The following is a 23714-nucleotide window of genomic DNA, read 5'->3' as shown; positions in this document are numbered from 1 at the left end:
CCACCCATGCCACAGATGAACGAACACACCGCCTCCTATTACGCCGCCTCGGCGCGCCAGACGGCCACCTACCCTGCGCTCGACCAGGACCTGCAGGCCGATGTCTGCGTGGTCGGCGGTGGCCTGACTGGGGTCAACGCCGCCCTGGAACTGGCCGAGCGCGGCCTCTCGGTGATCCTGCTGGAAGCGCGCCGCATCGGCTGGGGCGCCAGCGGGCGCAACGGCGGCCAACTGATCCGCGGCATCGGCCATGACGTCTCCGGTTTCGCCCGCCACGTCGGCCAGGACGGCGTGCGCTACCTCAAGCAGGCCGGCATCGATTCGGTGGCCCTGGTGGCCAATCGCATCGAGCAGTACGGTATCGAATGCGACCTGCGCTGGGGCTTCTGCGAGCTGGCCAACACCCCCGCCCAGTTCGCCGCCTTCGAAGACGAGCAGCGCGACCTGGCCGAACTGGGTTATCGCCACGAAACCCGCCTGGTCAACCCCGATCGCATGCACGAGATCGTCGCCAGCGACCTGTACGCCGGCGGCCTGGTGGACATGGGCTCGGGCCACCTGCACCCGCTCGACCTGGTCCAGGGCGAGGCCCGCGCCGCCCTCGGCCTTGGCGTACGGATCTTCGAGCAAAGCCCGGTGCTGCGCATCGAGCATGGCCGAACGGTGACGCTGCACACTGCCCGGGGCAAGGTGCGCGCCCAGAGCCTGATCCTGGGTTGCAACGCTCATCTCGACGAACTGGAACCACGCCTGTGCGGCAAGGTGCTGCCGGCCGGCAGCTACGTGGTGGCCACCGAGCCCTTGCCCGAGTCCCTGGCGCGTACGCTGATCCCAAGGAACATGGCGCTGTGCGACCAGAAGGTGGGGCTGGACTACTACCGCCTGACCGCCGACCGCCGCCTGCTGTTCGGCGGCGCCTGCCACTATTCCGGGCGCGACCCCAAGGACATCGGCGCCTACATGCGGCCCAAGGTGCTCAAGGTGTTCCCGCAACTGGCCGAGGTGCGCCTGGACTACCAGTGGGGCGGCATGATCGGCATCACCGCCAACCGTTTCCCCCAGGTCGGCCGCCTCGGCCAGCACCCCAACGTGTTCTATGCCCAGGGCTATTCCGGGCATGGCCTGAACGTCACCCACTGGACCGCGAAGCTGCTCGCCGAGGCCATCGCCACCGAGCACAGCCAGGGGTTCGACGTGTTCAGCGCGGTGCCGCACCTGACCTTCCCCGGCGGCAAGGCACTGCGCTCGCCGCTGCTGGCGCTGGGCATGCTGTGGTACCGGTTGCGCGAGGCGCTGGGCTGACAACCCTGCTTCAGAGGATGGCCTGCAGCCCCTTGTCGGCAATGATGTTCAGTAGCTTCAAGGCGGGCCCTGCCGGGCGTGTTTCGCCCTGCTCCCACTTGCGTACCGTCGATGCGCTGGTGTGCAGGTGGAGGGCGAACACCGGTTGGCTGAAGTTCAGCGCTTCGCGCAGGTGGCGGATGTCCTGGGCGCTGAATGCCCGCACCGGGGCCGGACAGATCGCCTCGAAGTCGCGCAACGTGACCTTGCCGACGGCACCTGCCTGCTCGAGGTCCGAGAGGTCGACGCGTAGTGATTCAATGAGCTTGCTGGTCACAGTGGACCTCCATCAATACGCCACAACCCAATGCCGTGGCCAGGGCGTGGGGTGACAATTTCAGAAAGACCCTGCCGGCGAACTGAAGCGCTTTCTGCTCGGCCGGCGTGACATTGGCCATGTCGCTCTTGGCGAACCCATGAAGGAACACGTAGCGACTGCCGATGCGAGCCGACAGCAGTGTTCGGTAGCCTCCCCGCTTGCCGCTGCACAGGCCCGCAACACGTTTCTTGAACAGCAAGCCACCAAGGCTCGCGTCAACCAGCCCACTCTGCATTTCCAGAACAGCGCGGCAGAGCAGGTGGTCTGGTACGCACTCCTTGAGTTGCCAGCGGGCAAACTCCCTTCGCTCGCAGACATCCATGGCCGGCACTCCTAAACATACCCGTAAAGGGCATACTTTTCCAGCTTCAAAGACCAATGGATAGTCGGCGCACTCAGACAGCGCCGTAGGAAACGGCAACCGTCAACACCTGACCGCTGGCCTTCGGCCAACCACCTGCTAGCGTTGTTCTGGCCACTTCCCTCATGGACCTCGTCATCATGAAGCACCTGCCTCGCACCACCCTGCTGTGCGCTGCTCTGCTGGCCTTGGTTGCCTGCTCCAGCAACCGTGTCGATCCCAAGGACTATTCCGGTTTCCTGAAGGACTACAGTCGCCTGAAGCCCGCCGAGAGCGTCTCCGGCGCGCCGGTGATGCGCTGGATCGACCCGGACGTGAAGGCCAACCAGTACACCCAGGTGTTCATCGAGCCGAGCCAGTTCTATCCCAAGCCACAGCCGACCAATGTGATCTCGGCGCAGACCCTGCAGGCGATCACCCGCTACTTCAACGAAGCCATGCGCCGCGAACTGGGCAGCGTGCTCACCCTGGTCAAGGAGCCTGGCCCGAACACCATCGTGGTGCGCCCGGCGATCACCGCGGTATCCACCAGCACCGAAGGCCTCAAGCCCTACGAGGTGATCCCGATCGCCCTGGTGGCCGCGGCGGTCAACACCGCCGCCGGCGGTCGCGACCAGGCCGTGGACATCGCCGTGGAGGCCGCTTTCCTCGATGGCGGCAGCCAGAACGTGCTGGCCCAGGTGGTGCGCAAGGGCAGCGGCAAGGCGCTGGAGAACGACACCACGCAACTGACCCTGAACGACGTCAAGCCGGTGCTTGATGGCTGGGCCAGCGACATGCGCCGCAGCTTCGTGGCGTTGCAGCAGAAGTCGAAGTGAGGCGGTCCGCCCTGTAGAGCTCATCGCGGGACAAGCCGGTTCTCACGGGGCGGGAGCCGGCTTGCAGACCTGGATGTCACCACTCGTCGGACATAATGCAAAAAGGCCATCACGGCATCTTTTGCCTGCTTAACTCAAGCGGGCTGCCAGGCAGGCGGCACCGCACTTCAGGGATGGCTGCACAAGCCGGCTGCCAACAGCCGCTCGCACCGGGCACGCCAGTACATCCGCCCGTCTACCTGCCTCTCCCCTTTTCCTCCGCCCGCCTGCGCAAGCGTTGGTTACGGTATTTCATTCATTGAATGCAACGGAGGCAATCATGTCTGTATCGCTGACCGCACCGTCGGAAGGCCTGTTCCCGGTGTCCTACCTCATTGGAACCAATGCTCCTGGCGCCCCGCGCCTGCAGCTCGACCTGTTGGTCTACACGCCAGATCGCAGCGTCAACGGCCACGCGCTGATCACCCAGACCACCAACCCACCGCTGGAGCTGGCGCTGGATGCCTGGGGCACCTACAGCTACCTCACCGTGCAACCGCCCAGCGAAGGCAAGATCCTGCTGACGGTGCGTGGCAACCAGGGCGGCCCGCACGCCAATTCGCCGGAGCAGTTCGAACTGCGCGCATTGCTCGACCTGGACTGGCAGAAAGGCACGGCCAGCTACCGTTACTACAACGGCCAGCGTTGGATCGAAGTGGACAACGTACCCGTCGTGCTTGAACTCAAACGCATCCAGACACTGGCGAACGTCGACCTCACGACCGAACTGCACAACGCCACCCTGGAGGCAGTGATCGCCACCGGTGACGTCGCGCAACTCAAGCAACTGGCCAGCGGCGCCGTGGGCAAAGCCCTGGACCAAGCCCTCGCCTCGACCAAGAGCCCGGCCACCAAGGCCGCCAAGAAAGCCTGAGCAGACAAGGAGAATCAGCATGTCCTTCGGACTTTTTCATACCCGCCTGAATGTCAGCAACGGGCTGCTCGGCGCCCCTATCCTGACCCTCGACCTGCTGGTGAATACCGTGCAGAAGAAGGTCACCGGCAGGGCCTCCATCATCCAGACCACGCACCCGGTCCAGGTGTTTCAGGCCAAGGTGTGGGGCGGCTACAGCGAGCTGCCGTTCGCGCCCGCTGGTAGCCCGTCGATCGTCCTGCACCTGGATGGCAGCCCAAGCGGCCCGCTCAGCCAGATCGCCCAGACCTTCCATCTGCAGGGCCTGCTTGACCAGGGCTGGAACGCCGGCACCGCCAGCTACCGTTACTTCATCAACGGCCACTGGGTCGACCAGCATGGTCGCGTGCGCAAGGCGCCGGACATCACCCACCAGGACCAGCCGCAACCCGCGGAGCGCCTGAAGGCTGCGATCAAGCACCTGGAAAGCGTCTGACCTGAACGGATCGCGGGGCCAGCCCGCTCCCACCTGAATGCGTGGGAGCGGGCTGGCCCCGCGATCATCGGTCAGGCCATGAAGCTGTAGACGATCGCCGACAGCGTGATCAGCCCGATCACGACCACGAACACATTCGACAGCTTGCCCGAGTACTGGCGCAACGCCGGTATCTTCTGCACCGCATACATCGGCATCAGGAACAGCAAGCAGGCGATCACCGGCCCACCCAGGCTCTCGATCAGCCCGAGGATGCTCGGGTTCAGGGTCGCCACCGCCCAGCAGGTCAGCAGCATGAACAACGCCGTGACGCGCTCCAGACGCTTGGCCGGCCAGGTCTTGCCGCGTCCGCGCAGGCTCTTGACGATCATGCCCTGGAAGCCCTCGCTGGCGCCGATGTAGTGGCCTAGGAACGACTTGGTGATCGCCACCAGCGCGATCAGCGGCGCGACGAAGGCAATCACCGGGGTCTGGAAGTGGTTGGCCAGGTACGACAGGATCGAAATGTTCTGCGCCTTGGCCGCGGCCAGGTCGCCCGGGCTCAGCGCCAGCACGCAGCTGAAGCAGAAGAACATCACCGTCAGCACCATCATCACGTGAGCGGTGGCCAGGGTGCGGCCGCTCTTGCGGTCGGCGTCAACACCATAACGGTGCTTCTGGTCGACGGCGAACGCCGAGATGATCGGCGAGTGGTTGAACGAGAACACCATCACCGGGATCGCCAGCCACAGGGTCAGCAGTAGCTTGGAGGCGCTGATGCCTTCGTTGGCCTGGGCGAAGAATGCGCCGTTCCAGTTGGGAGTCAGGCTCAGGGCCAGCAACAGCAACGAGGCGACGAAGGGATACACCAGCAGGCTCATGGCCTTGACGATGATCTGCTGGCCGCAGCGCACCACGATCATCAACCCGCAGATCAGCAGCAAGGCCAGCAGCGCCCGTGGCGGCGCGCCGATGTGCAGCTGGTGTTCGAAGAAGCTGGTCAGGGTGTTGGTCAGCGCCACGCTGTAGACCAGCAGAATCGGGAAGATCGCGAAGAAGTACAGCAAGGTGATGAGCTTGCCGGCACCGACGCCGAAGTGCTCCTCCACCACCTCGGTGATGTCCTCGTTGCCGCCCTTGCGCCCGGACAGCACGAAGCGGGTCAGCGCCCGGTGGGCGAAGAAGGTCATGGGGAACGCCAGCAGCGCCAGGATCAGCAGCGGCCAGAAACCGCCGACCCCGGCATTGATCGGCAGGAACAGGGTGCCGGCGCCGATCGCCGTGCCATACAGGCCCAGGGTCCAGGTGGTGTCGTGGCGGTTCCAGGTGGTCGAGCCGCTGGTCGAAGCCAGGGCAGCCGAATCCGCACGAACGCTCGCGGTGCTTTGTACATCAGTCATTGGGTATCGCCTTGTAGTTGTTTTTGTCGCAGGTACAGCGGGTGTTGCAGGTTCAATCAGGATTGTGGGAACAGCCCGCTCTCACGAAGCCGTCCCGCCCAGGAAAGCGCTTGTGTGTCAGCACTCGACGAACGCGACGGCCAGGCCGCCGCGGGAGGTTTCCTTGTAGTTGGCGTGCATGTCCGCGCCAGTGTCACGCATGGTGCGAATCACCCGATCGAGGGAGATGAAATGCTCGCCGTCACCGCGCAGGGCCATCTGCACGGCGTTGATTGCCTTCACCGCGGCGATCGCGTTGCGCTCGATGCAGGGGATCTGCACCAGCCCGCCAACCGGGTCGCAGGTCAGTCCGAGGTTGTGTTCAAGGGCGATCTCGGCCGCGTTCTCCAGCTGCGGCGGCGTGGCACCAAGTACCTCGGCCAGGCCTGCGGCGGCCATCGAACAGGCCGAGCCCACCTCGCCCTGGCAGCCCACTTCGGCACCGGAAATCGAGGCGTTCTTCTTGCACAGGATGCCCACCGCGGCGGCGGCCAGCAGGAACGCCACCACGTCGTCGTCACAGGCGCCGGGATTGAACTTCATGTAGTAGTGCAGCACCGCCGGAATGATCCCGGCCGCGCCGTTGGTGGGCGCGGTGACCATGCGCCCGCCGGCGGCGTTCTCTTCGTTGACCGCCAGGGCGAACAGGTTGACCCACTCCATGGCGCTGAGGGTCGAACCGATCACGTTGGGCTTGCCGACCTCCTGCAAGCTGCGGTGCAGGCGCGCCGCCCGGCGCTTGACCTTCAGCCCGCCCGGGAGGATGCCTTCGTTGCGCAGACCGTTGTCGACGCACTCGCCCATGGCCGCCCAGATCTTCAGCAGGCCTTCGCGCACCTCGCTTTGCGGACGCCAGGCGCATTCGTTGGCCAGCATCAACTGGCTGACACTCAGGTTGTGGGCCTTGCACAGGGCCAGCAACTCGGCGCCGCTGGAGAATTCGTAAGGCAAGGCGACCTGGCTGGCACCGTCCTGCGGGGCGTCGATCTCGCTTGCCTCGACAATGAAGCCGCCACCCACGGAAAAGTAGGTCTGGCTGAACTGGCTGCCCTGCCCGTCGAAGCTCTCCAGGGTCATCGCGTTGGGGTGATAGGCCAGGCTCTCGTCGAGCAGGCGCATGTCACGGCTGTACTGGAACTCGATCGGCTGGCTGCCATCGAGCATCAGGCACTGCTCCTGCATCAGTTGGTCGATGCGTGGCTCGATACTGTGCGGGTCGATGCGGTCCGGCCACTGGCCCATCAACCCCAGCAGGCAGGCACGGTCCGTGGCGTGACCAACACCGGTGGCCGACAGCGAGCCGTAGAGACGCACCTCGACCCGCCGCACCTGGGCCAGCAGGCCGCGCTCACGCAAGGCCTGGGCGAAGGTCGCCGCCGCGCGCATGGGGCCGACGGTGTGGGAGCTGGATGGGCCGATGCCAATCTTGAAAAGGTCGAAAACACTGATAGCCATGCTAATGCCTGGCCGTGACAACCGTTTACGATGTGCCACGGCTCTCTGGAAAATTTGAGCGGTATTGCCAAGTTGCGCGATACTGCCGCGCTCAGGCCAGCTTGACCAACGAAACTTCCTACATAAGCCTTTAGCAGGACTAAACAATGAAAGGCCCGCTCAACGGCCAGGTGTTCGTCTGGCTGCACGTGTTCTCCTGTGCGGCGCGGCACCTGTCGTTCACCCGCTGCGCCGAGGAGCTGCACATCACCCCCGGCGCGGTCAGCCAGCAGATGCGCCAGCTCGAGGAGCGCCTGGGCTTTCGCCTGTTCCTGCGCCGCGCCCGCGGCGTCGAGCTGTCGGCCGAAGGCCAGCGCCTGGCGCAGACCGTGGCCGAGGCCTACGGCAGCATCGAGGCCGAGCTGCTGCGCCTGGATGCCGGCGAAATCCGCGGCACCCTGCGCCTGCGCTCGATCCCGTCGTTCCTGGCCAAGTGGCTGACACCGCGCCTGCCGCGCTTCCAGCAGCGCTACCCGGATATCGAACTGCGCCTGGTGGCCGAGGACAGCAACCAGGCGTTGCACCCGGAAGACTTCGACCTGGCCATCGACCTCAACGACGGCAGCTACCCGGGCATGCTCTCCACCCCGCTGCTGGACGAGCAGATCTTTCCGGTCTGCTCGCCTGCCCTGCTGCGCGGCCGCCCGCCCCTGCACGGGCCGGCGGACCTGGCTCACTACCCGCTGCTGCACGACATCACCGCCTGGCGTGGCAGCTCGGAGTACGCCGAATGGGAGTTCTACCTTGACGGTATCGGCGCTGGCGGGCTGGATGTGCGTCGTGGGCACACCTTCAACCGCAACCACCTGACCATCGAAGCGGCCATTGCCGGTGTCGGCGTGGCCATCGCCCGACGCACCCTGCTCAACGACGAGCTGGAGCGCGGCGCGCTGATCGTGCCGTTCGGGGTGCCGATCGCCAACCACAAGCGCTATGTACTGCTGTATCCGCCGGGCGGGCTGAGCCAGCCTGGCGCGCGGGCGGTGCATGACTGGTTGGTGGAAGAAGCGTTGGGATTCCGCGCCCTGCATCCCTTGGCACTCCCGGGGTAATCGTCGACACGCGACAAATGCCAATGATTTTCATTGAGGTTTTTCCCTTCTGATTCGGAATCCCTAGTGAATGCCTTCACTCACTTGCGAATCGAAAGGACTCCAGCATGTCGCAACAGCGTGTCAGCCCGGTGCAGCAGCCGGCTGTGCCCCACTTCGACCTCAATCGCACCTTCACCGCCGTGCACATGGCCTTGCTCCTCGGCTTGGGCGGCGTGTCCATGGGCGTGACCGCGGCGCAGACCGTGGAGCAGGCCGAGGCAGTGGAAAAGACCCGACAGGGCCAGACCAATGGCAGCCTGGAGCTGACCGAGACCCGGGTCGAGGGCAACCTCGACGCCCCGAGCGCATTGCCCCCCGCCTATGCCGGCGGCCAGGTGGCCTCGGGCGGACGGGTCGGCCTGCTGGGCAACAAGGACTTCATGGAGACGCCGTTCAGCACCATCAGCTACACCGACCAGTACATTCAGGACACCCAGGCGCAGACCATCACCGACGTGATTGCCGCGACCGATCCCGCCGTGTTCAGCAACGGCCTGAAGGGTACCTACAGCGAGAACTACTCGATCCGTGGCTTCAACTCCAACATCAGCGATGTGAGCATCGGCGGCCTGTACGGCATGGCGCCCTACTACCGGATCTCGCCGGAGATGTACGAGCGCATCGAAGTGCTCAAAGGGCCCTCCGCCCTGCTCAACGGCATGCCGCCGGGCGGCTCGGTGGCCGGCAGCATCAACCTGGTGCCCAAGCGCGCGGGTGCCGAATCTTTGACGCGGATCACCACCACCTACATGTCCGACGCACAGTTCGGCGGTCACCTCGACGTCGGCCGCCGCTTCGGTGAGCAGCAGCAGTTCGGCGTGCGCTTCAACAGCGTCTATCGCGACGGTGATACAGCAACCGACCATCAGCGGATGAAGGCCGAGCTCAATGCCCTGGGCCTCGACTGGCGCGGCGAGCGGGCGCGCCTGTCCGCCGACCTGTACGAAAGCGAGGACCGGGTCAGGGGCCAGAACCGCGGCATCGGCCTGGCCGCGGGCGTGCCGGTGCCCAGGCCGCCTAAGTCCGAGACCCTGCTCAACCCGGACTGGGGCTTCGTCCAGACCCGCGACAAGGGCGTGATCGTGCGCGGCGAATATGACCTCAACGACAACCTCACGGCCTATGCCGCGGCCGGCACCAGCAAGACCGACTATGCCTACAGCGGCACCATGCTCGCCGAAGTGTTCAACACCGCCGGGGATATGGAGACGAACATGGGCCAGTTGAAGATCGACCTGAAGAAGACCTCGGGAGAAGCCGGCGTGCGCGGCCATTTCGACACCTTCGGCGTGGGCCATCAGTGGTCGCTCAACGCCACGCACTACTCCGACAAGCAACGCGACTATGGCCGGCGCAACGTCCCGGGGGCCGAGTGGATCAACAATATCTACCACCCGGTCTGGGGACCGGAGGCCGCCAGGAGCTACCCGGCCATCGCCCATACCGAGTCGCGCCTGAGCAGCTACGGAGTGGCCGACACCCTGTCGTTCCTCGACGAGCGCCTGCAATTCACCCTGGGCGTGCGCCGCCAGCAGGTGCTGAGCGACAGTTTCAACGTCAGCACCGGCGCGCACACCACGCGCTACAACGAAAGCGCCACGACGCCGGCAGCGGCGGTGCTGATCAAGCTCACCGACGAAGTGTCGCTGTACGCCAACTACATCGAAGGCCTGAGCAAGGGTGCCATCGCCCCGATTACCGCGCCCAACGCAGGGCAGGTGTTCGCCCCCTACAAGTCCAAGCAGAGGGAAGTCGGCATCAAGCTCGACCTCGGCGACTTCGCCCACACCCTGAGCCTTTACCAGATCGAACGCCCCAGCAGCTTCACTGACCCGGTGACCAAAGTGTTCTCCTTCGGTGGCGAACAACGTAATCGCGGCCTCGAATGGAGCTTCTTCGGTACCCCGCTGAGCGATGTCCGCCTGATGGGCGGCGTGGCTCGCCTGGACCCCAAGGTGACCAAGGCCGAGAATCCCGCCGAGGAAGGCAAGACCGCCACCGGCCAGCCGAAACTGCAGGGCAAGCTGGGTGTGGAATGGGACACCCCGCTGCTCGATGGCCTGACCCTGACCGCCAATGCCACCGCCGTATCGAAGCAGTACATCAGCGACGATAACAGCCAGTCGATCCCCGGCTACACGATATATGACGTCGGTGCCCGCTACCGGTTGCAGGTGGCGGACCACCCGGTGACCTTCCGTGGCACGGTGGAGAACGTGACCAACAAGGCCTACTGGGGCATGCCGCTGCTCACCAGCCTGGGGCTGGGGGCGCCACGCACGGTGCAGGTCTCCGCCAGCATCGACTTCTGATCCTAGTCAGCCTTGCCCACCGGCATCGGCTGCCCCGCCAGGACACTGGCGGGCGTGACCACCTGCCCGAGGTCGATATGGCGAAAGTCCGGCTTGGCCCCCAACCGCGCATTGAAGCGCACGTTGAAGGTAAACGGGTCATCCGTCGGCATGTCCAGCGAACGGCCGTAGAGCGCGCTCACGGCCGTGCCGTCATAGCCCATCAGCTTGAGCAGCGTGGGGAACAGGTTGTAATGGCTGGAGGCGTTGCGGTTGGCCGGCAGGTGAGCCTGCCAGTCCAGCGTGCGCAGGCCCTCGCCCTGGATCACCACCAACGGCACCAGGCCTTCTTCGGGTACCGGATCGCTGTCGCAATGGGTGTTCAGGCCGGGGTTGCCGCGCTCATGCAAATCCTGGCCGTGATCTGAGGTATAGAGCACCACGGCCTGGCTGAGGTCGCCCTCGGCGAACAGCCGGCGGAAGAACTCGCCGACATTCCACAACACGGTGTTCTGGTAGGCATTGCGGTACAGCACCCAGTCCTGGGCCCGGCCATCGAAGCCATCGCGGGTGCCGGTGTCGGCGATATCGACGTAGCGCCCCCGTGGCAAGGCCGGCTGATACTTGAGGAAGTCGTCCGGGTACTTGTCGTGCACCGGGAAGTGGGCGCCGACCTTGTTCACCACGATCAGCTGCGGCTTGCCGTCCTTGAGCAGCGCCACCAGCCGCTCCAGCGCCGCCATGTCGCGTTGCACCACGGGGGTGTCGTCAAACTGGATGAACTGGTCGATATCGCGCTTCTCGGACTCGGTCATCAGGTTCTGCAGGTTGCCGCCCGTGCGCTGGCCATCGATGTACACCGTTCCCAGGCCCGCGCGTTTGGCGTACTGCCAGATCGACGGCTGGGTCGAGTTGATGCGCAGGTAATCACCGCGGGTGCCACCGTAGCGCAGGGTGACGTTGGTGTCGGCGCTGCAGTTGGCGATGGACGCGGCATAGCCGAAGTTGACGATGGAAACGCCCGGCTGGGCCTGGGCCAGGTGGCTGGTGACCCCGGCCGGAGTGTTCAGGTCCAGGTAGTTACCCGAGATGCTCTCGTCGATCAGCAGCACGATATCCCGCGCCATCGCCGGCCCCGACTGGGCCAGACTCACTGGCTGGCGCGGCCCGACATGGTCGTGCAGGGTCTCGTAGCCGAACAGGCTCAGGTAGGCCAGCGGCGTGTACATCACCGGCAGACCCCGTGCGCCCTCGCCGGCGCGCACGAACAGGATGGCGATCAGTACCAGCAGGCCCAGCACCGGCGCCACGGGTGGCAACAACCTTGGCAACCACGGGGTCGGCCCCGGACGCAAGCCAAGGCCAAACAGCAGCAACAGCGCTCGCGCCGCGGCCAGGGTAATTGCGTAGTGGTATTGCTGCAGGGCCTCCTGGACGAAAGCGCCGGCATAGACCATGGACACGAATGCGCTATAGGTCAGATAGGCGTCGGTGATGCGGTTATAAGCGTCGAGAAAGATCGCGCTGATTGTAAACGCCAGCGCCAGCGCCCAGCGCAACCAGCCGGGGCGGGTGAACGCCGTCAGCAGCAGGGCCAGCGCCAACAGCGCGAACACCCCCAGGTACAGCACAAGGGGCAGGCCAATACCCAGCGCTTCTATGCGTTCGCGGTAATAGGCATGAAAGCTGGCCAGATAGACGAGCAACAGCAAGAGCTTGATCCATCCGCGCATGTTTCGGCCACTCCAGTCATGGAAATCTTCTCAAACCGTAGCAGCTGTGAAACAAACCACAACGCAAAAAAGTCAAAATTCCGACGACATACCGACACCGGAATCTGGCACCTAACGCAAGTTGCTGTTGATTCTCTCTATCGCCTGAAACCCGCTTATTCCGCTGCATTGAACCGTTCATCGGTTCATCGAACGGCCAATTGCCACTAGCTATGCGCGCTAACACACGGATTGGCAACGGGTTGGTGGCAGATCGCCCGTTTCACCAGGGTCTGTAAATTCGACGAAACATGCCATTGCTTTGACGCAATTCCACCGGGCTGAGCTATACCCAATTCACACCACTGTTTCATCTCCCTTACTCATCCATACGAGGCACCGCGCATGGACGTGAGCGTTTTTGGCACCGGTTATGTCGGACTGGTACAGGCAGCAGCCCTGGCGGACGTCGGTCACAGGGTCCTGTGCGTGGATGTCGATACCCACAAGATCAACCAGTTGCGCCAGGGCGTGCCGCCGATCAGCGAGCCGGGTCTGTCGGACCTGCTCGAGGACAACATCAGGGAAGGCCGCCTGCTGTTCAGTACCCAGGCCAGCGACGCGGTCAGCCACGCCGAGCTGATCTTCATCGCCGTCGGCACGCCGCCCGACGAGGACGGCTCGGCCGACCTCAGCCACGTGCTCAACGTCACCCGGCAGATCGCCGCGCTGATGGAGACCGACCATACCCTGATCATCAAGTCCACCGTGCCGGTGGGCACCGCCGATCAGGTCATGGCCCTGGCACGCGACGAACTGCAGCGCCTGGGCAAAAGCCAGTTGCACGCGCGCGTGGTGTCCAACCCCGAGTTCCTCAAGGAAGGCAGCGCCCTGGCAGACTGCATGCGCCCGGACCGGATCATCGTCGGCACCCTCGACGAAGTGGCCCATGACCAGCTGGCGGAACTGTACGCGCCGTTCTGCCGCAACCACGAAAAACTGATGTTCATGGACAACCGTAGCGCCGAGCTGACCAAGTACGCCGCCAACGCCATGCTCGCCACCCGCATCAGCTTCATGAACGAGCTGGCCAACCTCAGCGAACACCTGGGCGCCGATATCGAGGCGGTGCGGCGCGGCATCGGCTCCGACCCGCGCATCGGCTACCACTTCATCTATCCGGGCTGCGGTTTCGGCGGTTCGTGCTTCCCCAAGGACATCAAGGCCCTGCTACACACCGCTGCCCACAGCGGCATGCCGTTGCGTCTGCTGCAAAGCGTCCACGAGGTCAACGATCAACAGCGGCGCATCCTGTTCGCCAAGCTCAAGCAGCGCCTGGCTGGCCTGGCCGGTAAATCCATTGCCCTGTGGGGCCTGGCCTTCAAGCCCAACACCGACGACATGCGCGAGGCCCCCAGCCGTTACCTGATGGAAGCCCTGTGGGCCGAAGGCGCCACGGTGCGCGCCTACGACCCCGAGGCCATGGATGAATGCCGGCGCCTGTACGGATACCGGGACGACCTGCAACTGTGCGCCACCCGCGACGACACCTTGCAGGACGCCGACGCCCTGGTGATCTGCACCGAGTGGAAGAACTTCCGCGTGGTCGATTTTTCGATGCTGGCCAGCAAGCTGCGCGAGCGGGTGATCGTCGATGGCCGCAACCTGTACAACCCCGAGCAGGTCGCCGCCCACGGCCTGCACTACAGCGGCATCGGCCTGCGCCAAATCGCCCCGCAGGCGGACGCGCCATGAAGGTGCTGGTGACCGGCGCGGCCGGTTTCATCGGCGCCCACACCTGCCGCCAGCTGCTGCTCGAGGGGCACCAGGTGGTGGGCCTGGACAACTTCAACGACTACTACGAGCCGGCGCTCAAGCACGCCCGCGTGCACTGGGTACGGCAGACTGTCGGCGACTTTCCGCTGCACTGCCTGGACCTGGGCGACCGCGACGGCATGGCCCGGCTGTTCGCCAGCGAGCGCCCGGAGGTGGTGGTGCACCTGGCGGCCCAGGCCGGCGTGCGCTACTCGCTGCAGAACCCTCAGGCCTACCTGGACAGCAACCTGGCCGGTTTTCTCAACATTCTCGAAGGTTGCCGCCGCCACCCGGTCAAGCACCTGCTGTACGCCTCCTCCAGCTCGGTCTATGGGGCCAACCAGCAGACGCCCTATCGGGTGGAGGACCCAGTGGACCACCCGCTGTCGCTGTATGCCGCCACCAAGAAGGCCAACGAGGCCATGGCCCACAGCTACAGCCACCTTTATGGCATTCCCTGCAGCGGCCTGCGCTTCTTCACCGTGTACGGCCCCTGGGGCCGCCCGGACATGTCGCCGATGCAGTTCGCCAAGGCGATCAGCGAAGGCCGGCCGATCCAGCTGTTCAACCATGGCCGTCACCAGCGCGACTTCACCTACATCGACGACATCGTCGAAAGCCTGGTGCGGCTGATCCCCCTGCCCCCGGTCGCCGACCCGCAGTGGGACGCGTTCGCCCCGGACCCGGCCAGCAGCCACGCGCCCTGGCGCCTGTACAACATCGGCGGGCAGCGCCCGGTGGAGCTGCTCGACTACCTGGCCCTGCTGGAAAAACACCTGCAGCGCAACGCGGTGATCGAGCTGCTGCCGCTGCAGCCAGGCGATGTGCTGGCCACCTGCGCCGACGCCAGCGCGCTGGCCAGGGTCACCGGTTTCACCCCACAGATAGGCCTTGATGAAGGGCTCGGGCGCTTTGTCGCCTGGTTCAAGAGCTACCACTCGCCCGCCGCCAGCGAAGCGGCGCCCCTGGGCGAGCAGCCAGATAAACGGAGGGCGGTATGACAGGGCAACCCAAGAGCGCGCAACTGCAGGCGCTGTACCAGGACAAACGCATGGATCCGGCGCACCGCCAGCGTATCGATGCCGCCATCCACATGCAGGGTCGTGGCTGGATCACCGGTCGCGCCGGAGGCCGGCCCTGGACGCTGTCGCGCACCAACCGCGTGCTGTCGTGCCTGGCCGCGCTGACCCTGCTGCTGCTGCTGTCGCCGGTGTTCCTGGTGCTGGGGCTGCTGATCAAGCTATCCAGCAAGGGTCCGGTGTTCTTCGTGCAGAAACGCACCGGCTACCGTGGCCGCGCCTTCGGCATGTACAAGTTCCGCACCATGGTGGCCAACGCCGAGGCGCTCAAGGACTCGCTGCGCCACCTGAACAAGCACGGCGCCGAATCCATCGATTTCAAGATCGACAAGGACCCGCGCATCACCTCGGTGGGCGGCTGGCTGCGGCGCAGCAGCCTGGACGAGCTGCCCAACCTGATCAACGTGGTCACCGGTGACATGCGCCTGGTCGGCCCGCGCCCCACATCGTTCAACGCCTACCGCTACCACGACAACCACCTGGCGCGGCTGTCGATCTACCCGGGCATGACCGGCCTGTGGCAGATCTCCGGGCGCAGCAACATCGACTTCGACCAACGCGTAGAGCTGGACCTGAGCTACATCAACGAACAGAGCCTGATGCTGGACCTGAAGATCCTGCTCAAGACCCCGTTCAAAGTCTTCACTGGCCACGGAGCAAGCTGAGATGGACGGTTCATCCTCGAGAAGCCTGACGATCGCTACCCCAAGCGAGACCAACCTGACCGCCACCGTGCTCGACCTCGACCAGCGCACCCTGCTGCTGACCGCGGCCAACACCGGCAGCGGCACCAGCACCAGCGCCCTGGCCTTCGCCAGCCAGCTGGCATTGATGAGCGCGGGCAACGTGCTGCTGATCGACGCCAGCCTCAGGCCCGGCGGCCTCAGCCAGCAACTGGGCCTGGGCAAGCTGCGCGGCTACAGCGACCTGCTGTTCAACCAGGACACCCCGCCGCTGGCCCAGGACTGCATCGTGCGCCTGTCCGACCAGCCGTTCGACGTGCTGCCGGTGGGCACCTGGAAACGCGGCCGCGACCGCCTCGACCACGAGCAGTTGCGCGTACTGCTGCACCAGCTGAGCAACCAGTACCGCTTCGTGGTGATCGACGGCGAAGCCATCTACGCCAGTGCCGACAGCCTGGTGATCGGCACCCTGGTCGACGGCGTGATCCTGGTGGTATGCGCCGAGGAGACCCGCTGGGAGGTCGCCCAGGCGGCCAGCCAGCGCCTGACCCAGGCCGGCGCGCGATTGATCGGCAGCGTGTTCAACAAACGCAAGTACTACATGCCCAAGTGGCTGTACGAAAATCTCTGAGAGGCCGCACAGGATGAACGCCATGAGATACCCATCGATAGCCCTGTGCGTGCTGGCCCTGGCCGGCTGCGCCAGCCAGGAAGACCGCCAGATGCCGGTGCAGATCCTCACCGCGCCACCGGCCGAGAGCCAGGCCACCGAGGTCGCCCGCCGCGAACAGGTATTGCGCCCGCAGGACGTGCTGGAGGTGATCTTCCATGTCAGCAACCGCTCGGCCGGGGTCTACCGCATCCAGTCCGGTGACACCCTGGACCTCAACTTCATGGCCGCCAGCGGTCTGAACGGCAACCAACTGGTGCAGCCTGACGGCACCATCACCCTGCCCAGCACCAACGCCGCGGTGCGCGTCGAGGGCATGACCCCCGGCGAGGCCGAGAGCGCCATCCGCCAGGCCTACCAGGACAAGCGGGTGTTCAAGCCCAACCGTGACCAGGTCACCGTGCGGGTGATCAGCCCGATGACCGACGAGGTCAACCTGAAGAACGCCCTCAACCACCCCGGCACCGGCATGAGCCGCGACATCACCGTGGGCAACGACGGCCGCGCCACTTTCCCGGAAATTGGCTCGGTGCCGCTGCAGGGCATGACCGTCAACCAGCTGCGTGACTACCTCAACGAGCGCTACGCCACACTGCCCGGGCGCATGAGCGTGGACGTGCTGCTCAAGTCCACCGCCGCCAACGAGATCTACGTGCTCGGCGAAGTCGGCCAACCCGGCGCCTTCCAGATCCGCCGCCCGATATCGGTGCTCGAGGCCCTGACCCTGGCCCGCGGCCCGACCCTCAAGGCCAAGCTCGGTTCGGTGGTGATCATGCGCCGTGAAGGCAACACCGTGCACGCGGTCAACTACGACGTCGACCAGGCACTGTCCGGCGGCAGTCAAAAGCTTGCCTACCTGCAGCCCGAAGACATGCTCTACGTGCCCAAGACCAAGCTGGCCAGCGCCGCCGAGCTATCCCGGCAACTGGCCGACGTGATTCTGTTCCAAGGCTTCGGTTTCAGCTTCAGCTACCGCGTCGACAACAAAGAAAGCAGCAACTGACCGGGGGACGGACCATGACCACGCAACCCAAAGAAAACTATGTGCATGAGTTCTTCCGCATCTTCTTCGCCAACCGCCAGTTGGTGAAACGGGTGTTCCTGGTGTTCGCGGTGATCGCCGTGCTGTTGCCGCTGGTGCTCAAGCAGAGCTACGACATCACCGCCGAAGTCATCGTGCAGTCCAAGAAGCTTTCGCAGAGCGACACCACCTCGGCGCTCAGCCAGCAGGCCGATCAGTTCATCCCGCCGTCGCTGGCCGACATGGAGACCGAGAGCAACATCCTGCGCTCGCCAACCCTGATCCGCCAGACCATCGGCGAGCTGCGCAAGGAAGGCCATTACCCGGACGAGCCCGGCCTGCTGCGCCGTACCGTGCTCGACCCGCTGCGCCACGCGGTGCTCGACCCGCTGCACCGGCTGTTCGGCAACACCGTCGCCGATGACCGCGACACCCAGCTCGACACCCTCACCGACCAGGCGGTCAAGGACCTCAAGGTCGAGACCCTGCCCGGCTCCAACGTGATCTCCATCACCTACGGCGCCAACGATCCGAAGCTGGGCACGCTGTTCGTCAGCCGCCTGCTGGAAAACTTCCTGACCAACCGCCAGGACCTGCAGTCCAACGAACTGCCCGAAGCGTTCTACGAGCAGAAGAAACTGCACTACCAGGCACGGCTGGGCGACCTGGAAAGCCAGCGCCTGGGGCTGCTGACCGCCATCGGCTCGTCGGACCCCAAGGAAGAGATCACCTTCCGCCTCAATGCCATCAACACCGAGGAGCAGGCGCTCAACCTGCAACGTGACCGCCAGTTGCAGAACCAGAAGTGGCTCGACTACCTGCAAAGCAGCCTGGCCGCGGCCAACAAGGCGAAGATGGCCGACTACGCCTTCCCCTACACCTTCACCACCACGGTCGACAACATCGCCTTCGAGGACCGCGAGATCAAGCAACTCGGTGAGCAACTGACCACTCAGTTGGCCCGCTACAACGGCGACGCCACGGTGTTCCAGCCGGGCTCCGACCAGATGGTCATGGCCCGCCAGCAGATCGCCCAGTTGCGCGCGCAGTTCCTCAAGATCGTCGAGAACCGCATCCGTGAGCGCCAGCAGGACCTGGCGGTGACCCAGCAGGTGATCGAGCAGAAGACCCAGCGCATCGCCGACTACAGCAAGCGCATCCTCCAGCTGCGCGAGACCCAGAGCAAGACCCGCCAGCTGGATACCGAGATCGATGCCCTGCACAAGGCCTTCTCCACCTATGCCCAGCGTTACGAGGAAAGCCGCGGCCAGGGCCTGCTCGACGGCAGCCAGTCCAACGCGCGGATCCTCAGCGCCCCCTATGAACCTACCGCGGCAAGCTTCCCGAAACCTGGCCTGATCATTCCGTTCGGCCTGATCACCGGCCTGCTGCTGGCGATCGCCGTGGTCTACGTCAGGGAGTTCTTCGACCACCGCTTCAAGCATCCGGCGCAGATCAGCCACGAGCTGGGCCTGCCGGTGCTGCTGGTGATCAACGACCAGGCCCCGGCGCTGCCCAACCCGCACAAAAGCTGGTCGCTGCCACGGCTGTGGCACTGGGTGCGCAATTGAACGCCGCGCTGCACGCCGGCCGGCCGATCCTGCACCTGCTCGGCAGTGGCGGATTCTACGGCGCCGAGCGCATGCTCCTGGACCACTGCCAGGCCACCCCCGGCCAGCATCGGGTGCTGTTCCTCGATGCCCCGGCGGAGCTGGTGGCGCGCTTTCGCGAAGCCGGTGTCGAGTGCGACACCTGCCAGGGGCTGGGGGCGGTGCTCAAGGTACTCGGCGCGCAGCGCGGGCAACGTCCGTTGGTGAACAGCCACAACTTCAAGGGCCAGCTGTTCGGCTGGATCGGCGCCACCCTGTGGCGCCTGCCGATGGTCAGTACCCAGCATGGTTTCACCCCGCGCAGCCGCAAGCAGCGCTTCTATACCTGGCTAAGCCTGCAACTGTGCCGCACGCCGACGGTGGACACGGTGGTGTGCGTGGCCGAGAGCATCGCCCGCATCCATCGCGATGCCGGCGTACCCGAGGCCAAGTTGCGGGTGATTCCCAACGGGTTGCCCGAGCACCAGGAGGTTGACCTGACCGCAGGCGTGGGAGCGGGCTTGCCCCACGATGGCGATGCCGAACACAACAGTGAATCGCGGGGCAAGCCTGCTCCCACGTCTGCTCCTCGCCAAGGCGATAGAAAACCCTGGCTCGCCGCCTATGTCGGCCGCCTGTCGAGCGAAAAAGGCCCCGACCTGTTCCTCGACACCCTGATCCCGGTGTGCCAGCGCCACCCACAGGTCCATGCCGTGATGCTCGGCGAAGGCCCCGAGCGCGACACCCTGCAGGCCCGCATCGACGCCGCCGGCCTCACCGCGCGCATCACCCTGCCGGGCTTCCAGCGCGACATGCGCGCCTGGATGAAGCGCCTGGACGCCCTGGTCATCAGCTCGCGCACCGAAGGCACGCCGATGATCCTGCTCGAGGCCATGCAGGATGGCGTGCCGGTGGTGGCCTTCGGCGTCGGCGGCATCCCCGATGTCATCGAGCACGGTCGCAACGGCCTGCTGGCCGCGCCCATGGCCAGCACCGAGCTCGGCGCGCACCTCGAGGCCCTGCTGCAGGATCCTGCGCAGGCCACCGAGCTGGTCGCCGGCGCCCGCCGCACGCAACGCGAACGCTACCACCTGCCGACCCTGGCACAACGCTGGGCCCTGGTGTACCGGGGCACGGCCGAGGAGGTTGTCGCATGATCATTCCCCTGTCGCTGGTGGCCCTGGTGGCCCTGCTGAGCCTGGGGCTGCTGGCCAGCCCCTACCCGTTCCTGGCCCCCGGCGGCGTGATCGGCCTGGCCGGCGTGCTGGTGCTGTACCGCAAGCCCGCCTGGGGCCTGCTGGTGATCGCCACCCTGGTGCCGCTGGAGGGGCTGCTCAAGGACGGCCTGGTGTCCGGCGCCAAGCTGGTGGGCATCGGCCTGGTGCTGATCCTCAGCCTGCAACTGGCGGTGCGCCAGTTGCCCGGGGAGCGCCTGCGCAGCAACCAGTGGCGCCTGCTGCTGCCGTTCATGGCCCTGTACCTGCTGAGCCTGTGGACCAGCGACGACCTGGCCCTGTCGGGCGGACACCTGCGCGAGCTGCTGGTGGGCCTGGTGGTGTTCGTCATCACCCTGCTGGTCGGCCGCGACCTCAACCTGCCGATGCTGGCCCGGCTGATCACCGTCAGCGTGTGCGTGACCTGCCTGTTCGCGATCTTCTCCACCAAGTACCAGGAGCAGGGCCGCGCCTCGGCCATGCTCGATCCCAACGCCTTCGCCCTGCTGATCACCATCGCCATGCCGCTGGGGTTGTGGCTGGCGATCAAGGCCCGGCAGATCCCGGTCAAGCTGTTCTGGGCCGGCTGCTGCCTGTTGCTGCTGGTGGGCATGACCAAGACCGAATCGCGCTCGGGGCTGGTGGTGCTGCTGATCAGCCTGGGCATGATGCTGTACAACTACCGTGAGCAACTGACCTGCATCCGTCCGCGCCACCTGGGCTTCGCCATGCTCGGCCTGGCCATCGTCCTGCCCCTGGGCGTGGCCCTGATGCCGGCAGGCTACGCCGACCGCATTCAGTCGCTGATGCTGCTCAAGTCTGGGGTCAACGCGCACCAGGACGAATCGCTGGGTCGGCGCGCCTCCTACCTGGTGGTGGGCAAGGAAATGATCAGCCACAGCCCGCTGCTCGGCACCGGGCCCGGCACCTTCCCGCTGCATTACGCCGACACCGGCTTCTCCAAGGCCTTCGCCCCGGTCAACAGCAAGACCACCGACCTCTACCGCCGCGCCCACAACACCTACCTGGAGCTGTTCAGCGAGGTCGGCCTGCCGGCGGGCCTGCTGTTCGTCGGCATGATCGCCCTGGCCTTGCGCAACTTCTGGCGGGCCCGCGCCGCCTTCCGCGCCGCCGGCGACCCGGACCGCGCCGACCTGATGACCCACCTGACCATGAGCATGCTGGCCATCGGCCTGTTCCTGATGTTCCTCAGCGCCCCCAGCCACAAGTACCTGTGGCTGATGTTGGCACTGTCCAGCGTGCTGCTGGGCCAGGCCCGTGAACAACAGCCGGTGGAGGTGGCCCGATGAGCCGGGTGAGCATCGTCATCCCGATGTTCAACGAGGCCCGCCATATCGGCCGCACCCTGGATGCCGCCCGGCGCTCGGCCAGCGCGGCGGGCCTGGCCTGCGAGCTGATCGTGGTGGACAACGGCTCCAGTGACGACGGCCCGCGGATCGCCCGCGAGCACGGTGCCCAGGTGCTGAGCCTGCCCGGGGTGGCCATCGGCGCCCTGCGCAACGCCGGCGTAGCCGCCAGCCACGGCGAATGGCTGGCCTTCCTCGACGCCGACATCGAGGTGCCCGAGCACTGGCTCGACCTGCTGCTGGACCTGCAGCGCCGCGGCGAAGGCGATGTCTTCGCCCTGGACTGCGACACCCCGCGCCAAGCCCCGTGGTTCGCCCAGGCCTGGCAACGGCGTACCCTGCGCACCGGGCAGACGGTGCAGGACTGCACCTGGCTGCCCACCCCCAACCTGCTGATGCGCCGCAGCTGGTTCGACCAGATCGGCGGTTTCGACGAGCGCCTGCGCACCGGCGAAGACAAGGATTTCACCCTGCGCCTGCACGAGTCCGGCGCCCGCCTGCGGGTGCTGCGCCAGCCCGCGGTGCTGCACTGGGGCTACGAGGCCAACTGGCGCGAATGGCTGGGCAAGGAAATGTGGCGCCAGGGCAGCCACCTGCAACTGCTGCGCAGCCATGGCGTCAGCCTGCGCCTGCTGCGCTTCCCGCTGCTTTCGGTGGGGGCCTGGGTACTGGATGCCATAGCCCTGTCGGCCCTGCTCGACGGTTTCCCCCATGCGGCCCTGTTCTTCCTGCTGGTCGGCGCCCTGCCCGCGCTGTTCCTGAGCCTGCGCCAGAGCCGCCAGCACCGTGACCCGCTGCTCACCCTGCAACTCTGGGGCTTGCACTGGCTGCGCCTGCACCTGGCCGGCGCGGCGTTCATCCTCAGCCTGTTCAACCGCACCGCAAGGAGGCCCGCCCGTGGCTGAGTTCATCTTCTGGCTATGCCTGTTGCTGCCGTTGTATGCCTGGTTCGGCTATCCGCTGCTGCTGACCCTGGCCGCGCCGTTCTTCGCCCGGCGCACGCATTCGCCGTTGCCGGCGCAGCGGGTGAGCGTGGTGATCGCCGCGCACAACGAAGAGCGGCATATCGAAGCCAAGCTCGCTAGCGTGCTCGGCCAGGACTACCCGGCCGCCGAATTGCAGGTAGTGGTGGCCAGCGACGGCTCCAGCGACCGCACCGTGGCGCTGGCCCGGGCCCTGGGCGACTCACGGGTGCAGGTGCTGGACCTGCCGCGGCTGGGCAAGGCCGGGGCGCTGAACAGTGCGGTGCAGGTGTGCACGGGCGACCTGCTGGTGTTCACCGACGCCGACAACCAATGGTCGACCGATACCCTCGGCCTGCTGCTGGCGCCGTTCGCCGACGCGCAGGTCGGCGGTACCGCCGGGCACATGATCATCCCCGACCCGGGCAAGGGCCTGAGCATCGGCGACAGCCTGTACCGCCACTACGAAGCCTGGGTGCGCAAGGTGGAGAACCGCACCGGCTGCATGGTCTCGGCCGACGGTGCCCTGCTGGCCCTGCGCCGGACGCTGTATCAACCGATTCCCAAGCAGGTCAACGACGACTTTTTCATCAGCACCTGCGCCCCGGCCGCGGGGTTGCGCATCGTCTACGTGCCCGAGGCGGTGGTACTGGACCAGGGCGTGGACGAGGCCGACAAGCAGTTCCGTCGCCGCCAGCGGGTCACCGTCGGTGGCCTGTTGAGCCTGGCCGCACGCCGCGAACTGCTCAATCCGGCTCGCCACGGCCTGTACGCCATCGCGCTGATCAGCCACAAGCTGGTCCGCCGCCTGGCCCCGGTACTGCTGTTGCCGCTGCTCTTGGCCAACCTGTGGCTGGCCATCGAACCCGGTTTCTACCGCCTGACCCTGGCCCTGCAGCTGCTCGGCTATGCCGCCGCCATCGCCGGCCTGCTCGACGCCCGCCGCCGGTTGCCACGCCCGTTCCGCCTGGCCGCCTTCGTGCTGGTCACCCTCGCCGGCATGAGCGTGGGCCTGTGGCAGTTCCTGCGCGGGCACAGCTACAGCCAATGGAACCCCGACCAGAATCGATGAGCGACG

General features: G+C 65.9%; 21 protein-coding genes. 16 read left to right on the top strand and 5 right to left on the bottom strand.

What is annotated here, in order from left to right; genetic code table 11:
- Positions 1–6 precede the first annotated feature (6 nt).
- Positions 7–1302, top strand: coding sequence for an NAD(P)/FAD-dependent oxidoreductase (locus AC25ND_RS08985; protein WP_062361818.1), 1296 nt, complete (start codon positions 7–9; stop codon positions 1300–1302).
- 10 nt (positions 1303–1312) lie between these two features.
- On the opposite strand, the gene AC25ND_RS08980 is transcribed toward AC25ND_RS08985, so the two are convergent.
- Together AC25ND_RS08980 and AC25ND_RS08975 are read right to left on the bottom strand one after the other, a co-directional pair.
- The gene (locus tag AC25ND_RS08980) at positions 1313–1618 is read right to left on the bottom strand and encodes a helix-turn-helix domain-containing protein (protein WP_028689488.1); all 306 of its coding nucleotides are present in this window, start codon (positions 1616–1618) and stop codon (positions 1313–1315) included.
- Positions 1599–1982 carry a type II toxin-antitoxin system RelE/ParE family toxin gene (locus AC25ND_RS08975; protein WP_062361815.1) on the bottom strand — a complete coding sequence of 128 codons (384 nt, stop codon included), beginning with the start codon at positions 1980–1982 and terminating at the stop codon, positions 1599–1601. Before AC25ND_RS08975 ends, AC25ND_RS08980 begins: the two co-directional genes overlap by 20 nt.
- A gap of 179 nt (positions 1983–2161) precedes the next feature.
- Here AC25ND_RS08975 and AC25ND_RS08970 point away from each other — a divergent pair, with 179 nt between their 5' ends.
- The 3 genes from AC25ND_RS08970 (at position 2162) to AC25ND_RS08960 (ending at position 4227) form a co-directional block, all read left to right on the top strand.
- Positions 2162–2839, top strand: a complete 678-nt coding sequence (locus AC25ND_RS08970) for a DUF3313 domain-containing protein (RefSeq protein WP_062361812.1) — start codon at positions 2162–2164, stop codon at positions 2837–2839.
- A 319-nt stretch (positions 2840–3158) separates the two neighbouring features.
- Positions 3159–3752, top strand: coding sequence for a DUF1842 domain-containing protein (locus tag AC25ND_RS08965; RefSeq protein WP_028689485.1), 594 nt, complete (start codon positions 3159–3161; stop codon positions 3750–3752).
- Between the two features lie 19 nt (positions 3753–3771).
- The gene (locus AC25ND_RS08960) at positions 3772–4227 is read left to right on the top strand and encodes a DUF1842 domain-containing protein (RefSeq protein ID WP_063630100.1); all 456 of its coding nucleotides are present in this window, start codon (positions 3772–3774) and stop codon (positions 4225–4227) included.
- A gap of 71 nt (positions 4228–4298) precedes the next feature.
- Here the strand turns inward: AC25ND_RS08960 and AC25ND_RS08955 are convergent, their stop codons facing one another.
- Together AC25ND_RS08955 and AC25ND_RS08950 are read right to left on the bottom strand one after the other, a co-directional pair.
- Complete coding sequence (locus AC25ND_RS08955; RefSeq protein WP_062361807.1) at positions 4299–5606, bottom strand: serine/threonine transporter; 1308 nt, start codon at positions 5604–5606, stop codon at positions 4299–4301.
- A gap of 117 nt (positions 5607–5723) precedes the next feature.
- Positions 5724–7100: an L-serine ammonia-lyase gene (locus AC25ND_RS08950; protein ID WP_062361804.1), complete on the bottom strand. Its 1377-nt coding sequence runs from the start codon at positions 7098–7100 to the stop codon at positions 5724–5726.
- Between the two features lie 146 nt (positions 7101–7246).
- Here AC25ND_RS08950 and AC25ND_RS08945 point away from each other — a divergent pair, with 146 nt between their 5' ends.
- Together AC25ND_RS08945 and AC25ND_RS08940 are read left to right on the top strand one after the other, a co-directional pair.
- Entirely contained in the window at positions 7247–8191 is a 945-nt protein-coding gene (locus tag AC25ND_RS08945) for a LysR substrate-binding domain-containing protein (RefSeq protein ID WP_028689482.1), read from the top strand.
- 107 nt (positions 8192–8298) lie between these two features.
- Complete coding sequence (locus AC25ND_RS08940) at positions 8299–10545, top strand: TonB-dependent receptor (RefSeq protein ID WP_082750455.1); 2247 nt, start codon at positions 8299–8301, stop codon at positions 10543–10545.
- 2 nt (positions 10546–10547) lie between these two features.
- On the opposite strand, the gene AC25ND_RS08935 is transcribed toward AC25ND_RS08940, so the two are convergent.
- Positions 10548–12257 carry a sulfatase-like hydrolase/transferase gene (locus AC25ND_RS08935; RefSeq protein ID WP_236248660.1) on the bottom strand — a complete coding sequence of 570 codons (1710 nt, stop codon included), beginning with the start codon at positions 12255–12257 and terminating at the stop codon, positions 10548–10550.
- Between the two features lie 384 nt (positions 12258–12641).
- On the opposite strand from AC25ND_RS08935, the gene AC25ND_RS08930 reads away from it, so the two are divergent.
- From AC25ND_RS08930 to AC25ND_RS08885, 10 genes are read left to right on the top strand one after another with little or no spacing between them, the layout of a single operon-like run.
- Positions 12642–13991 carry a UDP-glucose dehydrogenase family protein gene (locus AC25ND_RS08930; protein ID WP_062361800.1) on the top strand — a complete coding sequence of 450 codons (1350 nt, stop codon included), beginning with the start codon at positions 12642–12644 and terminating at the stop codon, positions 13989–13991.
- Positions 13988–15052: an NAD-dependent epimerase gene (locus AC25ND_RS08925; protein WP_028689478.1), complete on the top strand. Its 1065-nt coding sequence runs from the start codon at positions 13988–13990 to the stop codon at positions 15050–15052. The genes AC25ND_RS08930 and AC25ND_RS08925 overlap by 4 nt, the downstream gene beginning before the upstream one ends.
- The gene (locus AC25ND_RS08920) at positions 15049–15795 is read left to right on the top strand and encodes a sugar transferase (RefSeq protein ID WP_062361797.1); all 747 of its coding nucleotides are present in this window, start codon (positions 15049–15051) and stop codon (positions 15793–15795) included. Before AC25ND_RS08925 ends, AC25ND_RS08920 begins: the two co-directional genes overlap by 4 nt.
- A 1-nt stretch (position 15796) precedes the next feature.
- On the top strand, positions 15797–16444 hold the full coding sequence (locus tag AC25ND_RS08915) for a CpsD/CapB family tyrosine-protein kinase (RefSeq protein ID WP_062361793.1): 648 nt from the start codon (positions 15797–15799) through the stop codon (positions 16442–16444).
- Positions 16445–16466: 22 nt separating this feature from the next.
- Positions 16467–17486 carry a polysaccharide biosynthesis/export family protein gene (locus tag AC25ND_RS08910; protein WP_062361789.1) on the top strand — a complete coding sequence of 340 codons (1020 nt, stop codon included), beginning with the start codon at positions 16467–16469 and terminating at the stop codon, positions 17484–17486.
- Positions 17487–17500: 14 nt separating this feature from the next.
- A complete protein-coding gene (locus AC25ND_RS08905) occupies positions 17501–19075 on the top strand; it encodes a GumC family protein (RefSeq protein WP_028689474.1) in 1575 nt (524 codons plus the stop codon).
- A complete protein-coding gene (locus tag AC25ND_RS08900; RefSeq protein ID WP_069017678.1) occupies positions 19072–20250 on the top strand; it encodes a glycosyltransferase family 4 protein in 1179 nt (392 codons plus the stop codon). Before AC25ND_RS08905 ends, AC25ND_RS08900 begins: the two co-directional genes overlap by 4 nt.
- Entirely contained in the window at positions 20247–21617 is a 1371-nt protein-coding gene (locus AC25ND_RS08895; protein ID WP_028689472.1) for an O-antigen ligase family protein, read from the top strand. Before AC25ND_RS08900 ends, AC25ND_RS08895 begins: the two co-directional genes overlap by 4 nt.
- Positions 21614–22579 carry a glycosyltransferase family 2 protein gene (locus AC25ND_RS08890; protein ID WP_062361783.1) on the top strand — a complete coding sequence of 322 codons (966 nt, stop codon included), beginning with the start codon at positions 21614–21616 and terminating at the stop codon, positions 22577–22579. Before AC25ND_RS08895 ends, AC25ND_RS08890 begins: the two co-directional genes overlap by 4 nt.
- Positions 22572–23708 (top strand): glycosyltransferase family 2 protein, encoded by a 1137-nt coding sequence (locus AC25ND_RS08885; protein ID WP_028689470.1) that lies wholly within the window; start codon positions 22572–22574, stop codon positions 23706–23708. The genes AC25ND_RS08890 and AC25ND_RS08885 overlap by 8 nt, the downstream gene beginning before the upstream one ends.
- Positions 23709–23714 lie beyond the last annotated feature (6 nt).

The sequence above is a fragment of the Pseudomonas sp. P110(2024) genome (assembly GCF_057480795.1).
The sequence above is the reverse complement of the archived record's forward strand: the minus strand, read 5'-3'. Positions and strand labels throughout refer to the sequence as shown.